Source organism: Bacillus sp. 9.4 (genome assembly GCF_055486415.1).
Window position 1 is genome coordinate 380,559 of sequence record NZ_JBVFMU010000001.1, and the last position, 15,288, is coordinate 395,846.

Below are 15,288 nucleotides of genomic sequence, written 5' to 3' on the forward strand. Positions count from 1 at the left end.
AACTCATTTATTATATCAGTTTTTACTGGGATCACAACTATTCTTAAAAATGTTTCACGATCAAATACACGTCATCTCCGATTCTGTGTGCTATTCCATCAAGGATCGCCTCAAGATTTTTAGCGAAAAGCTCCATCTCCTTTTGGTCATTGCAAAAAAAGACAGGTGCTCCCCCTGCAACCCGGTTTCGATTTGTCGTGATTACAGACAAAATCACTTTCGTAAGAGATTCACTCATCCTATCACCTTATCCTGATTCTTGATAAATTCAGTCGGCATTCTAATCGCATTTTCCAGGGTTGGAACATTGCTAATAATTTGAACAGCCGTTTCGGGATGGTGAATTTGCGGGAGAACAAATACTGCCACTCTCCCATCATTTAAATCCCGTTTTGCAATTGGTGTCAAAGATGGCTCTCCTGAATCCCGATAAACCCCGAGCACATTGGAAACATCAAATAAAATGGCCTGACGCTGCCCTAAATTTGCTATCGTCGCTGCTGAATTAAAGTTTTTTGGCGTTAAGATAAAGCCCATGCCATGCTTTAAAATCAGTTCCTGTTTCTCTGGAAGCCCGATATTCATCATATAAATATTATCAATAAACAGTCCCGGACCGTCAAAGCGCGGCTTTATGTACTCGATATCTACAATATCCTTCAACACACTGCCCGACATAAACTTCATGGCCAGTAAAAAACAAACGACAGCCGCTATGACTGCAGCCCAGATGGATAAAAACACATACGCAGAGGTTGTCAAAAGCGCTGTAAAGATCACAATATAATTTCTGCTTTCAAACGCAATGGCAATCCCCTCAATATATGTGCTTCCCCTTGAGACAAGTTCATACGAATCCATTTGCGTCAATGTGTTCCGCTCCATGTTTCGGACATCTCTAAATTGCGTCGCTGCCAAAGTTAAAAATGTGATGGCCGTAAATTCCTCCTGCAAAAGCGCCGGCATAATAATTGCACCTAAACCAGCCGCTATCAACCCCAGTGCGATGTGAATCACTTTCCCATGAACATAGGTGGGATACTGGCGGTAATCCGTTTTCAGCATATAAAGCCTTGTCGCAATTCCGGCAATGACCCCAGCAATAATTGGATAGATGTAATCACTCATGACATTTTGGTAGCTCCTTTGTTTGATCTTTTGCTTTTCTGACCAATCTGGTTTGCGAGGTGTTCGTATTTAGATATGCCAAACAGCAATATCATCCCCGCAGAACACGCATTCAGCCATTGAAAGCCGCCGACAGCCATAGCCCCGGCCAACTTCTGGATCACAAATGAATACACCAGTTCGCCTTGGCACATCCCTAGGACAAATAAGACAAGCTGCTTCTCAAAATTCCTTTCAACAGAAGCTGTTAAAAGCACTATTAATATAACAGCAGCCCACTCAGGTTTTATGATGAACCAAACCGGGTCATATAATGCAAAAAGATAAACAAACGCATACGCGGCAACAAGCGTCAGATAGACCATGATGTAACGAAAACGATACATTCCCAAATACCCGGCATAGACACATCCGCAAACGAAAAACATCAAATATGCAGCATTCAGGGAAAAATATAAAGCGATGTCATGTATGCTTAGAATAATATTAGTTAAAATAAAGACTGAGACGGCAATTCGTCTTTTCGTCTTTTCAAAAATAAATGTTGTCAGAACCCAAAGAAACCACATTGACCAATAGTAATAAAATTGTTCCACTTTACTTCCTCCATATTCCCAGTATGGAGTTCAAGCGCATTTTTTAAACAATCGATCTCACATTAAGGAGTATGATCATGGGAAAAGACAGACAAGAGAAAAAACTCAAAGCTTCAGGCAGAGTCGAATCAGACCGCGACCAGTCCATTCACTATGACGGAGCGACAAGCCTTGAACAAAACGGAAGATTCAAAAAGCGAAAATCATAATACAAAAAGCCCAAACCACATACGGTTTTGGGCTTTTATCATTTATCGCACACTATAGCTTGATGTATTGACCCCTCTCTCTGTGAGCCAATGATGGGTTTCACCTTTGATCACAAGGGGCGCCTTTTGTAAATCGGCAATCGTTCTGGCACCCAGCACGGTCATAATCATCTTTAATTCCTCAAGGATCAGCTGAATCTCCTCAAGCAATCCTTCCTCACCGCTGTCAGTCAGCGCTTTTAAAAAATGCCCTGCCATTCCGGTGCAAGAGGCCCCAAGCGCAATTGCCTTTGCCACGTCAAGTGCATCTTGCAGACCGCCAGAGGCGATCATGGTACTTGCAGGAAACTCAGAGCGGATTTCCGCCAAACTTGCAGCTGTCGAAATGCCCCACGAGTTAAAAAAGGAGATTTTCCGCTGTCTTCGGAGATTTTCGATTTTCGAGAAATTTGTCCCTCCGTAACCGCCAATGTCAACAGCTGCAGCACCAGCTTCATACAGCTTTCCTGCTGATTCTTTGCTCATACCGAATCCGACTTCTTTCACAATGACTGGTACACTGACATGACTGCAAATTTGTTCAATACGTTCCAGTGCGCCGCTAAAGCTTCTGTCTCCTTCAGGCATCACAATTTCCTGAATCACATTGAGGTGGATCTGCAGTGCGTTTGCTCCAATCATCTCAACGGCTTCCTTTGCCTGGGCAGCCGTTGCCTCGCTTCCCAGGTTGGCAAAAATCAGCCCGTTTGGGTTTTCCTTTCGAACAATTTCATAGGAAAGACGCTCTGATGGATCTTTTAATGCTGACATTTGCGATCCCACAGCAAGGGGAATTCCAGCCTGAGAAGCCGCTCGCGCAAGCGATTTATTAATCTCATATGTAAGTTTTCCGCCGCCGCCAGTCATTGCATTGATAAAAATCGGCGAACTGCTTGAAAGTTCGCCGATTTTTGTGGAAATATCTACTTGTTCTAATGCAAGATCGGGCAGACTGACGTGAACAAACGCAATATCATCAAGACCTGTTTCCCGCTTCTGGCCGGTGGACAAGGCATGATTGATGTGTTGTCTTTTTCGTTCTGCTCGAGTCACGTTTATCACCAATTATTTTAGTTTATTCAGCTTATCTCCGATCAGATCTCCAAGCTGGAAGCCAGTGCTTGTTTCTTCCTTCGCTTGATATTGACGGTAATCTTCCTGATCAGCTTTAGGCGTTTCTTCAAGTTCACGCATGCTTAATGAAATGCGCTCCTCATTTTCATTCACATCAAGAACCTTCACTTTTACAGTCTGTCCTTCTTCAAGGACTTCATGCGGCGTGCCGATGTGTTTATTGGAAATTTGAGAAATATGAACGAGACCTTCAACACCTGGAAGGATTTCAACAAAGGCACCGAAGCTTACAAGACGCTGTACAGTTCCTTCAAGCACATCGCCAGGCTTCACTTTTTCGCCGATTTGGCTCCAAGGTCCAGGCAGTGTATCTTTGATTGATAAAGAAATACGTTCATTATCACGGTCAACCGATAACACTTTCACTTTTACTTCTTGTCCCTCTTCAACAACGTCAGACGGCTTCTCTACATGAGAGTGGGAAAGCTGTGAAATGTGTACAAGTCCGTCGATGCCTCCAATATCAACAAACGCGCCAAAATCAGTCAGGCGCTGTACTTTGCCATCAAGTACACTTCCAACTTCAAGAGACTGAAGAAGTTCTTGTTTTTTATTCGCTTGTTCACTTTCAACAACAGCACGGTGTGAAAGGATCACGCGGTTTTTATCACGGTCAAGCTCTACAACGAGCAGTGACAGTGTTTTTCCTTTATAGTCAGTGAAGTCTTCAACGAAATGTGCTTCAACAAGTGATGCCGGAATAAAACCGCGAACGCCGATATCAACGACAAGGCCGCCTTTCACGACATCTTTCACTTCAGCTTCAAACACTTCTTTTGTTTCAAATTTTTTCTCAAGGTCTTCCCAAGCGCGGTCTGCATCAACAGCACGTTTAGATAAAATCAAAGCATCGTCTTCCACTTTTGTTACTTTCAGGTCAAGCTCGTCGTCTACTTTAACAACATCCGATGCTTTCTCTACATGAAGACTTGATAATTCACTGATTGGAATAATACCGGATTGTTTGACATTGATAATTTCTACATCTACATGTTTGTCTTCTACCTTTGTCACAATCCCTTTAACTACATCTCCAACCTCTGGCACTTGAACATCAATTTGATTCATTTCCTCTGTCATTTGAATAACCTCCTTGGTCCAAACCTACACAGCTTAATTAAAACGGTTTGAAAGCTGAACATATAACATGCCCGCTTTTAGCCGAATATGTATTAAAGAATCATCCAAAAAAGTTTTTTGAATGATCAATAAAAAGTTTTATTAGTATTAACTTCTAATAAAAGGACAGGTTTGTCAAGCAATAACATTCTATCTTCGTTGAAAAATTCAAAAAAAGTGGCATTTGCCATCCTCAGCGGGACTTTTGCTCCACAGCCTCGAGGATTTTATCAGCTACCTCTTGAATGGAAAGCGATGTCGTGTCGATTTCAAGAGCGTCTTCTGCTTTACGCAGCGGAGATACTTCGCGCTCTGAATCAAGCTTGTCTCTTCTTGCAATTTCCTCAATTAATGTTTCGAAGTTGACATCAAAGCCTTTTTTCACATTTTCTTCATAACGACGTTTCGCTCTCTCTTCAACAGATGCCAAAAGAAAGATTTTTACTTCTGCATTTGGCAGCACATGCGTCCCGATGTCACGACCATCCATGACGACGCCGCCTTTTTCCCCAAGCTGCTGCTGGCGTTTCACCATTTCTTCTCTGACACTTCTGTGCTTTGCCGCAATTGAAACTTGGTTGCTGACTTCATCTGTTCTGATCGCCTCAGTTACATCGGTGCCGTTTACAAGCACTTTTTGTCCATCTTTTGTTGTAATCAGCTCAATGTCTGTCCGCTTTAGCAGCTCAGCCAGTTTTTCTTCATCTGTCAGATCAACGTTTTCCTGTAAAGCCGCGTACGTAATCGCCCGATACATCGCTCCTGTATCAATATATATGTACGATTTTTTCTCAGCCACAATTTTGGCAACGGTGCTTTTCCCCGCAGCTGCCGGGCCGTCGATTGCAATCGATAATTTCTTTTCCATAATTCCTCTCCTTGCTCTTTTCTCCTCTATGGATTGTATCACGAACTTTATGAAAAAGGGTGAAAAATTGATGAATAATTAATGTTTGAAGGTTTCAATCCTATTGTTTTCCTCCATTTTATCCACCCCTTCATATTGAATCACTTTTGATACGTATGGTTCAATATGCTGATAGTGAAAAAGAAATTGGACACCAAGTAAAATGATGGCCTGCATGAACAATAATTTGATCAGCAGCCGTTCAAATGTTTTCATTGGAGCACCTCCATTACAAATAGTATGGAAGTGTTTGCCGATGTTTATTCCATTCGGGCCTTTCTTCTCTTATTTAACTGGCGCCGGATGCAGTATTGAAGCAAAGCCTGCTGGTCACCTGCTGCAATTTCTGAATATTCTAAAGTCATTTTTCGTTTTTCTGATTTGGGGTCATTAAAGATTCGTCTGACAACTGCTTCTGTTTCTATTTGACGTGTGTGCTCCTCTTCAGGAAGACGGATGATCAGGCGCAATGATTCCCCCGATTGAAAAGAAAGGCCATCAGCTAAAACCACGGCGATGCCGCCTGCACTGATGTTATAAGATAGTGTGCGGATCTCTTCTTCATTTCCCGGCTGAATTTGCACATCTAATACCGCATCAGTTCTTACATATTGGCGGCGCTGGATTCTTTTCATTTTTTCACGTGGAGGCACTTCAAGACAGATCATTTGAAGTTTGTCCTTCACTTTACCTTTTATACGGCTTATAAAGCGATAAGGAACTTCGTCTTTTCCCACAAACTCTACCGTTACTTCCATATCGTTATGTAAAATCACAGTTCGCCCTGTAACTACATCAACAGGATACGCGATCAAAAGTTCATTGTTTTCGATGCTGACCGCCTTGCTTTTTGCCTTTTTCAATTCATTTTCTTCTATATATTCTAAAAGTACAGTTTCTCCAATCTCTATCATTGACTTCACTCTTTCGCATTCAATATACTCACGTTTTTATTAAAGCACGTAATGAAAAAAAGGAAAAGACATTTAGTCCTTTCCTCCTGTTTTTATAGGTCTTTATATATAGGTTCTGCATTTTTTAGTTTTTCAACCTTTTCTTCCGATCCGTCTTTGGCATTGATATACATTCTGAATGTGTCATTTTCAATTGTTCCAAGCATTTCGTAGCATAACACTTCTTGACCTAGTTCATTTGTAATCAAAGCGAGCCTTGTTTCTCTCACTTGTACATTTTTATTTAATTTAGACTTTGCCTCTGCTTCAGTAATTGCAGGCTTAGGTATGGTTCTTTTTCTATGAGATGTGAGGAAGTCTCTTGCTGAAAAGCCGACAACCTCACCGTCATCCAAGGCCACTTTCATACGAATTGCCTCCGGGTACATCCGGACTTTATTTTCAACAGGAACATATGAAAATACACCGATTTTATCATATTGGGCACTTTCATCAATTTCCAAATCATCTGTTTCAAATCCGTTTTTCTTTAAAAATGCAAGCGCTCGGTTCGATCCGTCATTTAAACTGATTTTCTGATCTTTCACTTCTCTGTTTTGGATCAAGTATACCGGATGCCCGCCCTTCTTCGTAATATCCATATAAATCACTGCTTTATGGTCTGGGTCTTTCATGCTGATGCTATATACATCGCGATTTGTTTTTTTTCCGCTCTTTACCACTTTAATTGAATAATTGTCATCTGGGGCAAAGCGCTCAGCAATTTGTTTTGCTTCCTGTTCGGAAATTTGTTTTCCCTTCAGATGGCTGAAGCCTTTCTCTTCTTTTTTCGTGCTGGTGAAACTCGGGCCAAGATCAGTGCCAGTGGAGAATGCACCCACATTTTTTTCGACTGTTTTAAAGCTGTTGATAATCGTATTATCACTTTGTTTTTCGTCAGAAGCCAGGGCCATTTCTACGTCCATCCAGCGAAGGTTTTTGCTCATGACAAGGTGCTGAACATGACGCAATTCATTTTGTATATCTTCGGACTGCTGATATAGCTTATTTAGTGATGTATACTCGTTTTTATCAAGCGGCTTTTGGTCCAAATCTCTGACTGACGTTTTATAGCTGAAATCGCCGATCTTTGATAATAGCTCTTCAGTTTTATTAAACGGCATTAATGTAAGCGGCAGCTGACTGACGCTGTTATGAGCTTCTGATGTAATCCTCCACACATCGATCAATGCAGGCGACAGTGATTTTTGGCTGTTCATGGCAAGTGTTGTTCCGATTTTATCATGAAGCTGATCCACCTGATAGGTAAGCTCATGAAACGCCCGCTGATAGTTATTTTCAGCATGAAGAAGAACTGCGTCTTTTTCCTGGTGTTCTTTGTATCCCCAGTAGCCTGTACCGACTATTGCAATACCAAGCACGGCGATTAAAATTCCTCTGATCATTTATCACACCTCTTTTTATGCTTTCTCATATCTGCTACTCACAGAAAATGTGTTTACCGATTCTTTTAATCTGCGGACGCCCCCAAATCCACGGACTTGTAGCCGTATCCGGATTAAAGTAGTAAAGTGCTTCCTCTGATGGGTCCCAGCCATTGATGGCATCCAGCACTGCTTCTCGTGCCGTTTCATTCGGCTGCATGTAAATTTGTCCGTCGGCTACTGCTGTGAAGGCAAGCGGCTCAAAAATAACCCCCGCTACTGAATTTGGAAATAACGGGCTGTTCAAACGGTTTAAAATGACTGCTGCAATAGCAACCTGCCCCTCGTACGGCTCGCCCCGGGCTTCGCCATAAACCGCTTGAGCAAGCAGCCTGATATCGTTGTTGGAAAATCCACCAGGCATGTTCGCTGCTACCGCATCCTGTTTTCTTGCTTTTGCTGGTGTATTGTTTTGCTGTTTATTCGCATTCGCTTTAGGCTGCTGCGTTGTTTTTTCCGCAGGCTGTTTCTGCCGTGCCTCTGCTTGTTGTCTTGCCTTTTGTGTTGCTGCTTTTGATGGTTTCGTCTGATACTTTAGCGGAATTTTTCCGTAATGCGTGAATGTATTCCCTTTATTGAGCTGTTCCATGACATATTCACGATAGTATTTTGATTTACATATTAAGGTTTGCTTTGTTTTAGCTCCTACAAGGCCGTCAACCTCTTTTAACCCGAATTGATCCTGAAAATTTCGAACTGCCCAGTACGTCCCCCATCCATAAACCCCGTCAATTTTTCCGTTATAATATCCGTTGTATTGAAGACGCGCCTGAAGCTCGACCACATCATCCCCTGTTGCCCCTCTTTGAATGACCTGATTCGAAAAGGCAGAGATCGTTTCAGTATTAATAAACGTCGTTATTGTAAAGGAAAAAAGGATGAGACATGCCATAATCGATCCTTTGGACTTCATCTTTTCAAGCCTCCTACTGCAAATTTTTAAGTGTAATCGTATTTTCTGTAACGAGGTTATTTTTATACACTCTTTCCTTGTTATCCCTCAGAACATAAAAACTGCACACAAAAAAGCCGCACGGTTGCTGTGCGGCTTCTATACTTGCATCATATTAACGGAACGGGCTTTTTTCGCTTTACGCAAACCAAACCACCATAAAAATACCATAAATGGAAGCATATAATAAATCCAATTGCTAAGCGCTGTTAGGATAAAATCATATGATCCATGCAAAAGGGATGGGACAACTAAAGAAAGAGTAAGCCACTTTACACGCGCCTTATCAGCGGAAAAACGGGCTTTTCCAAGGTAAAATCCCATTATAACGCCAATCAAGGCATGGCATGAAACAGGCAGCAGCGCCCTGACAAACGCATGCTCCACGCCGTGGCCAATTAAATAAAGAATATTTTCGAGGGTTGCAAAACCGAGTGATACACTTGTACCGTACACAATCCCGTCATAATGCTCATCAAAGTGGGCGTGCGGGTAAACACTGATCATCAGTATAAACCATTTTAATGATTCCTCCAAAAACCCCGAAGATAAAAAAGAAACGAAAAAGCTTCCGCCTCCTACATTCTCTTTTTCAAGTACATACTGGATAAACATTATGGGAAATACAAGAACAACCCCGAGAAAAAACGACCGTAGCACCATATGTACAGGTTCATTATCATACTGATCTTTTAAATAAAAATAACTTAATAACGCGATGCCGGGGGCAATTCCTGCAGAGATGATTGCAAACATCAGGCAACCTCTTTCCTTTATATTCCTACGTCTATCCTACCATGTTGTTTAAAATTTTACATCTGTCTGCACTTAAAAAAACAAAAAGAGCATACGAATGCATCATATGCTCCTCATCTTTAATGGTTTTCTCTTTTGGCGATTTCCGCTGCGATATGCCCCCCGTGAAACCTGCCGTTTTCAATAAATATTTCATTTGCATTGTTTCCCGCAGCAATAACACCGGCAATAAAGACACCTTCAACGTTCGTTTCCATCGTTTCTTCGTTGAAAAATGGACGCCCTGTTTCTTTATCAATTTCAACACCGATTTTTTCAAGAAATTGATGATCGGGATGATAGCCTGTCATGGCAAATACAAAATCATTTTTAATGGCAATGAGTTCTTTCTCTCCGGAGCGAAACACAACTTCATTCTCGGTGATTTTTTCGACACAAGCGCCAAATTCCATACGGATTGTACCGTTTCTGACGAGAGCTTCAAATTCCGGCAGAATCCACGGCTTAATGCTCGGAGAATACTCATTGCCCCTATATAAAACTGTGACACGCGCCCCAGATTTCACGAGTTCAAGGGCGGCGTCCACGCTTGAATTTTTCCCGCCGATGACAACAACATCTTTATCAAAATACGGGTGGCCTTCTTTAAAATAATGAAATACTTTCGGCAAATCCTCACCGGGTACGCCCATATAGTTTGGATGATCATAATAGCCTGTGGCGATGATACAATATGGCGTCTTGTAGGTCTCTTTTGACGTCTCAATAACAAATGTATTATTTTCCGTTTTCGTCACTTTATGCACCATTTCAAATGCGTTAACACGGATGTTTTTCCGTTTGACGACTTCCCGGTAATACGATAAAGCCTGAATTCTGACAGGCTTCCTGTTTTCCGTAATAAATGCCACATCTCCGATTTCGAGCTTTTCACTTGAGCTGAAAAAGGTTTGATGCGTCGGATAATTGTAAATACTGTTAACGACATTGCCTTTTTCGATGACGAGGGCATCAATGCCAATTTGTTTTAGGTGAATGGCAGCAGATAGTCCGCAAGGCCCTCCGCCTATAATAATTGCTTTTTCTTGAATCATTTCTGTCAACTCCTGCATTGGCATTTCACTTCATATTTTCTATTTCCGAATAAAAAAATCTCCTATTTTATCATAGGAGATTTTTTATTTTTATGCAAATCATCAACTTATATCCAGCCTCTAAAACGCGAAGCTTCAGCCATTTTGCGAACGCCGACCATATATGCAGCGAGCCTCATGTCAATTCTTCGGTTGTTAGCCATTTCGTAAATATTGTTAAATGATTTGACCATCATTTTTTCTAATTTTTCTTCTACCTCTTCTTCACTCCAGTAGAAGCCTTGGTTATTCTGAACCCATTCAAAATAAGAAACTGTTACGCCACCGGCACTTGCCAGCACGTCTGGTACAAGCAGAATGTCCCGGTCTGAAAGAATTTTTGTTCCTTCAAGCGTTGTTGGCCCATTCGCTGCTTCAACGACAATTTTAGCCCGGATATTATGGGCATTTTCTTCTGTAATTTGATTTTCAATCGCAGCAGGAACGAGAATATCACAATCCAGCTCCAGCAGCTCTTGGTTGGTAATGGTATCGTTGAAAAGCTTTGTTACAGTACCGAAGCTGTCGCGTCGGTCGAGTAAATAATCGATATCAAGGCCTTCCGGATCATAAAGTCCGCCATACGCATCTGAGATGCCGACAACTTTTGCCCCCGCATCATGCATAAATTTTGCCAAATAGCTTCCCGCGTTTCCGAAGCCTTGGACAACGACACGCGCACCTTTAATATCGATGCCTCTCTTCTTAGCCGCTTCTTTAATACAGATGGTAACTCCTTTTGCTGTCGCAGATTCTCTCCCGTGAGATCCGCCAAGCACAAGCGGTTTGCCTGTAATAAATCCAGGCGAATTAAATTCATCAATTCTTGAATACTCATCCATCATCCAAGCCATGATTTGTGAGTTTGTAAATACATCCGGTGCCGGCACGTCTTTTGTCGGGCCGACAATTTGGCTGATCGCTCTGACATACCCTCTGCTCAGACGCTCCAGCTCTCTAAACGACATATCCCTTGGATCACAAACAATTCCGCCTTTACCACCGCCATATGGAAGATCAATTATGCCGCATTTTAAACTCATCCAAATTGAAAGCGCCTTCACCTCTTTTTCTGTTACGTTCGGGTGAAAACGTATCCCGCCTTTCGTTGGACCGACAGAGTCATTGTGCTGCGCACGATATCCTGTGAAAATCTTTACTGAACCGTCGTCCATACGAACAGGTATTTTTACCGTTAATAATCTCATCGGCTCTTTTAACAATTCGTATACCTCTTCAGGATATCCCAATTTTTCCAGAGCCTTATGTATTACGGTTTGGGTTGATTTTAATACATCAAGTTTGTCCTCTTCTGTATGACCGGTGTTTCGATCGGCTGCCATTTGAGTTAACCTCCTAGAATCTTCTGTTTCTCACATGCTCCCTTTCAGAGAATAGTATACACCTTCATATGATCTGTGCATAGAATAAACGTTATGTTTTTCCATGTTTTTTAACGAAAAAAAACTGCTGAAATCAGCAGTTTTCCGTTGCATTCTTATGAAAAATGAGTTTGTATCGTCTCTACGGCATTACCGTCCATAATGAGCTTACCATACTCTTGCAGGCGATAAATCGTTAAAGTTGTCGGATTGCCGTATTCAGCCAGAACCGCCACAACCCCTTCAGCCGTATGTGACCCTAGATCTTCAAGGCTTAAAAAGTACTGCCCGTCATAGTGGTAGACAGTTCCCCCTGTGATACCGATTCGCTGTAAGCTTTCTGAAAGCTGAATGATATCTTCAAAGGAATGGAATTGATATATGATGTCCGCGCTTTCATCAAGCTTGACTTGCATTTCGATGTAATCATCATCATACTCATCGTCTTCTGAATCGGCATCTTGGTTCTTTGTTACAATCACGACCATCCCTTGTGCTTGGAGAGAATACACTTCCACTGCAATCGGTCCATTCGCTTCAAAGCCGAGCTCTGTATTTGCTTCATTCATCATATCTTTAAATAACTGGTGGACTTTGAATGAGTCCTTCCAGAGGTCTTCTTTTGTCAATCCCCGGTCTGTTAAATCATCGAGGGTTAAAAAGATTTTGATCTTATTATAATTCAGACGCTCAAGCCGCATAACGTTCCCTCCTGCCTCTACTTGCACACAAATCATATAACACATTATATGAGATGATGAGTCATAGGTTCTTAATTGTTATCAGTTTACACTGAGTTCACTAGTAAGACAAGCACAATGCAGTTTTTATTGCCATATGGATTTTTGCTTTTTAGAAGTTATTCTGGCGCGCAAAGAGTCACAATGTGTGTTTCAGGCTCAGCACCTAAACGAAGAGGCACTTTTGTCGTGCCGTAGCCGTTGCTGATCAGATATGCCGCGTTTTTAACAATACCTGTATTCCCCAGTTCATAAGGGCCAAATTTCCCAAACCTGATCTGGCCTCCATGGGTATGTCCGCTGAATATCATATCAATACCGTCATCTTCATTGATTTGTTCATGAATCTCCGGATTATGGCAAACCAGAATATTCAGCTGGCTTTCATCAAGTTCTTTGATGGCTTCCTCATAATGATCCATCTCCATCCTGATATCATCAACCCCCGCAATCGCAATCGTATGCCCATTGTATGAAAACGGGACTGACTCATTTCTCAGAGTGATGACGCCGTGCGCTTTAAATATGGAATACAGCTTATGCTGCCTGACTTCATAATCATTATTCCCCCACACAAACACGATAGGGACCCCGAAATGTACGAGCCTTTTGATGTTTTCCTCGATTCTCGCACTGGGCACCCCGCCCTCAGCTAAATCACCGCCGATTATAACCAAGTGGGGGGCATGGCTTCGCGCTTTTTCTAAAAGGTCTTGATCGATGAGACGTTTGTGAATGTCTGAAATAAAAAAGATTGTCAGAGGCGGCTTGCCCTTCATCTTTGATAAAGGAAACGTATGTGTCTTCAAATGATTGCCTTTTGCTGTTGCATACATTTTTGCCGTCATTGCCGCTGCCGCAACAGTTAGTACACCGGCAATTTTCACTGATAGCTTCATAAAAAACTCTCCATTCTTTTTAGAACTTATCAATAAGACGGACAATAAAAAAAAGACGTTTCTATCGTTTGAGAAAACGCCCCATTTTATTTACTTTCAAAATATAGATTAATGTCATATTTGTGCTTCATCATGTGAAAAACAGACTCTCTTGCCTTCCATTTATCAGGCTGCGGCCAGAGATCCGTGCTTTTCTGAATAATTTCACATCTCAGTTTATGGAAATCAGTCTCGGATTTTTCTTCCTTTTTCTTGAAATAATATGAAGTGCAGTAGGCAAAAGCGGTTGCCAGCATCCAAAATAAATAAAAGGTATGGCTAAGTATTTCTTGAAGTATAAGCTGAGGCTCCGGGCTTTTGATCATGATCATAACACATAATAAGCCTAGGCAGATAAGTGAAGCCCATCGCCATCTGCGGCATTGTGCTGCATAATTTTCGAATTTTTGTTTTCGTTTTACCAGCGCTTGGAGCATCTGTTTGGTCGGCGCGTCTGTAAACTGATCCAGCTGATTCCATAAGGATTCCATACGCTTCACACCTTGTCCATTTTCATTGCTACAATATATGAACGTAAAATAAAAATAATACCCTATTCATCCATTAAGGGGATGTCCAAAACTTGTCCGGTGTAAACATCATTTCCATTCAGATGATTATACGCTCGAATTTTTTCTTCTCCTGTCCGGCTTTTATAATACTTCATGGAAATGCGGTATAGCGTTTCTTTCTTTTGGACGGTGTGCTTGACAACGCGATTCGGCACATTTTGAACTGGCTCAGCCGGCTGCTGTTGCTGTTCTTGCTGTTGTACTGTTGATTGGGAAGAGGAAGCAGCCGCGGCGGTTGCTTCCTCCTTATTTGCCGAGTCTTCTTTTTCCGCTACAGCAGTCTGTTTCTTATCATCAGCGGTTTTTGCCGGCTCTTTTGGCTTGGAATCTTCAGGCTCTTTTTTTGACTCCTTCTGCAGTGCGGTTTCTTTAGTGTCTGCGGTATCGTTTTTATCCTCTGATTTCGGGACAACCTCATATTTGCTTTGGCTGCTGTCAATAAAAACATCTTCATAATCGTCATGATTATCCGGGTGGCTCTTTAGATAAAATAAGGTGACTAAAACGATAACCGGCACAAATACAAATATTACTGCAAGTACTGTGAATAATGGCGTTTTTGTTTTGCCTTGCTTTTTTTTCTGTTCTCTTTGATTTTTTACAGATTGTCTTGTCGGAAGGCTTTCTCCATCATCGACATAATCGTCCGCCAATGCGGCGTTTTGATCTTCATAAAGATTCTGGGCTTTTCTTCTCTCTACTCTCGACATGTTCGTCATGTTTATCCCTCCTCACATGTTCAAAACGAATCTGACAGGCAAACACGGCATCAATGATAAAATGCGCCGTCATCGGAACAAATAAGTTGCCGGTCCATTCATACATCAGACCGAGCAAAAAGCTGATTGCTGTCACCATAATAAATAACAGCCATTTTGACAAATACCGAAAGTGCAGAGCGGCAAATATAAGGCTGGCCGCCCATAAACCGATATGAGTCTGCAGCACTCCTCTGAATAACATTTCTTCCGCGAAAGCAATCAGAAGCGTTAAAAATATAATATGAGGGATTGACCTCTTACTGAATATTTTTTTATTGATTCCGCCGTCATCATATAAATGAGACGGAAACCATTTCATTACTGCCATATCGGCTAAAATAACAATAACAGCTATAGAAACACCATACCAGATGATTCGCATATCGCGAATGTCCCAGAGCTTTAATACGTCCCGTACATCCTCAAAAAAGAACAGTCCTGCTGCAGCAGCGGCAAAGATGATGAGTAGCTGCGTCAAATATAACTGCTTCAGCATATCACGGTCAGACATATGCTGAATATAA

The 15,288-nt window shown here is 41.8% G+C and carries 19 protein-coding genes; 1 reads left to right on the plus strand and 18 read right to left on the minus strand.

All coding sequences use genetic code 11. The annotated features are described in order from the left end of the window. Positions 1 to 43 precede the first annotated feature (43 nt). The 3 genes from ACZ07B_RS02410 to ACZ07B_RS02420 are packed head-to-tail and all read right to left on the minus strand — an operon-like array spanning position 44 to position 1,724. On the minus strand, positions 44 to 238 hold the full coding sequence (locus tag ACZ07B_RS02410) for a capping complex subunit for YIEGIA (protein WP_003230563.1): 195 nt from the start codon (positions 236 to 238) through the stop codon (positions 44 to 46). Further along, positions 235 to 1,128 carry a YIEGIA family protein gene (locus tag ACZ07B_RS02415; protein ID WP_029946258.1) on the minus strand — a complete coding sequence of 298 codons (894 nt, stop codon included), beginning with the start codon at positions 1,126 to 1,128 and terminating at the stop codon, positions 235 to 237. The genes ACZ07B_RS02410 and ACZ07B_RS02415 overlap by 4 nt, the downstream gene beginning before the upstream one ends. Beyond that, positions 1,125 to 1,724 carry a YphA family membrane protein gene (locus tag ACZ07B_RS02420; protein WP_106073519.1) on the minus strand — a complete coding sequence of 200 codons (600 nt, stop codon included), beginning with the start codon at positions 1,722 to 1,724 and terminating at the stop codon, positions 1,125 to 1,127. The genes ACZ07B_RS02415 and ACZ07B_RS02420 overlap by 4 nt, the downstream gene beginning before the upstream one ends. A 77-nt stretch (positions 1,725 to 1,801) precedes the next feature. Between ACZ07B_RS02420 and ACZ07B_RS02425 the strand changes: the two genes are divergently transcribed. Further along, positions 1,802 to 1,933 carry a YpzI family protein gene (locus tag ACZ07B_RS02425; RefSeq protein ID WP_003225499.1) on the plus strand — a complete coding sequence of 44 codons (132 nt, stop codon included), beginning with the start codon at positions 1,802 to 1,804 and terminating at the stop codon, positions 1,931 to 1,933. Positions 1,934 to 1,975: 42 nt separating this feature from the next. Here ACZ07B_RS02425 and fni read toward each other — a convergent pair whose 3' ends face one another. The 15 genes from fni to ACZ07B_RS02500 form a co-directional block, all read right to left on the minus strand. Continuing rightward, positions 1,976 to 3,025 (minus strand): type 2 isopentenyl-diphosphate Delta-isomerase, encoded by a 1,050-nt coding sequence (fni, locus tag ACZ07B_RS02430; protein ID WP_464876864.1) that lies wholly within the window; start codon positions 3,023 to 3,025, stop codon positions 1,976 to 1,978. A 12-nt stretch (positions 3,026 to 3,037) separates the two neighbouring features. Next, a complete protein-coding gene (rpsA, locus tag ACZ07B_RS02435) occupies positions 3,038 to 4,186 on the minus strand; it encodes a 30S ribosomal protein S1 (protein WP_014477197.1) in 1,149 nt (382 codons plus the stop codon). A gap of 232 nt (positions 4,187 to 4,418) precedes the next feature. Beyond that, positions 4,419 to 5,093, minus strand: coding sequence for a (d)CMP kinase (cmk, locus tag ACZ07B_RS02440; RefSeq protein WP_024572170.1), 675 nt, complete (start codon positions 5,091 to 5,093; stop codon positions 4,419 to 4,421). Between the two features lie 78 nt (positions 5,094 to 5,171). Next, entirely contained in the window at positions 5,172 to 5,348 is a 177-nt protein-coding gene (locus tag ACZ07B_RS02445) for a YpfB family protein (RefSeq protein WP_464876865.1), read from the minus strand. A 44-nt stretch (positions 5,349 to 5,392) separates the two neighbouring features. Beyond that, positions 5,393 to 6,046 (minus strand): cyclic di-GMP receptor DgrA, encoded by a 654-nt coding sequence (gene dgrA, locus ACZ07B_RS02450; RefSeq protein ID WP_029317976.1) that lies wholly within the window; start codon positions 6,044 to 6,046, stop codon positions 5,393 to 5,395. A gap of 92 nt (positions 6,047 to 6,138) precedes the next feature. Beyond that, a complete protein-coding gene (gene ypeB / locus ACZ07B_RS02455) occupies positions 6,139 to 7,491 on the minus strand; it encodes a germination protein YpeB (RefSeq protein ID WP_003230547.1) in 1,353 nt (450 codons plus the stop codon). 34 nt (positions 7,492 to 7,525) lie between these two features. Beyond that, complete coding sequence (gene sleB / locus ACZ07B_RS02460; RefSeq protein ID WP_015714181.1) at positions 7,526 to 8,443, minus strand: spore cortex-lytic enzyme; 918 nt, start codon at positions 8,441 to 8,443, stop codon at positions 7,526 to 7,528. Between the two features lie 138 nt (positions 8,444 to 8,581). Then, the gene (gene prsW / locus ACZ07B_RS02465) at positions 8,582 to 9,238 is read right to left on the minus strand and encodes a glutamic-type intramembrane protease PrsW (RefSeq protein ID WP_014480144.1); all 657 of its coding nucleotides are present in this window, start codon (positions 9,236 to 9,238) and stop codon (positions 8,582 to 8,584) included. Positions 9,239 to 9,357: 119 nt separating this feature from the next. Next, complete coding sequence (locus tag ACZ07B_RS02470) at positions 9,358 to 10,332, minus strand: YpdA family putative bacillithiol disulfide reductase (protein ID WP_326383009.1); 975 nt, start codon at positions 10,330 to 10,332, stop codon at positions 9,358 to 9,360. A 107-nt stretch (positions 10,333 to 10,439) separates the two neighbouring features. Then, positions 10,440 to 11,714, minus strand: a complete 1,275-nt coding sequence (gudB, locus tag ACZ07B_RS02475; RefSeq protein ID WP_003230536.1) for an NAD-specific glutamate dehydrogenase — start codon at positions 11,712 to 11,714, stop codon at positions 10,440 to 10,442. Between the two features lie 155 nt (positions 11,715 to 11,869). Beyond that, positions 11,870 to 12,454 (minus strand): genetic competence negative regulator, encoded by a 585-nt coding sequence (locus tag ACZ07B_RS02480; protein WP_003230533.1) that lies wholly within the window; start codon positions 12,452 to 12,454, stop codon positions 11,870 to 11,872. Between the two features lie 158 nt (positions 12,455 to 12,612). Next, positions 12,613 to 13,392, minus strand: coding sequence for a metallophosphoesterase (locus tag ACZ07B_RS02485; RefSeq protein ID WP_217003111.1), 780 nt, complete (start codon positions 13,390 to 13,392; stop codon positions 12,613 to 12,615). Positions 13,393 to 13,478: 86 nt separating this feature from the next. Further along, positions 13,479 to 13,922, minus strand: coding sequence for a YpbF family protein (locus ACZ07B_RS02490; RefSeq protein WP_003230531.1), 444 nt, complete (start codon positions 13,920 to 13,922; stop codon positions 13,479 to 13,481). Positions 13,923 to 13,984: 62 nt separating this feature from the next. Beyond that, the gene (locus ACZ07B_RS02495; RefSeq protein WP_046663505.1) at positions 13,985 to 14,722 is read right to left on the minus strand and encodes a LysM peptidoglycan-binding domain-containing protein; all 738 of its coding nucleotides are present in this window, start codon (positions 14,720 to 14,722) and stop codon (positions 13,985 to 13,987) included. After that, on the minus strand, positions 14,673 to 15,275 hold the full coding sequence (locus ACZ07B_RS02500) for a CPBP family intramembrane glutamic endopeptidase (protein WP_024573135.1): 603 nt from the start codon (positions 15,273 to 15,275) through the stop codon (positions 14,673 to 14,675). Before ACZ07B_RS02500 ends, ACZ07B_RS02495 begins: the two co-directional genes overlap by 50 nt. Positions 15,276 to 15,288 lie beyond the last annotated feature (13 nt).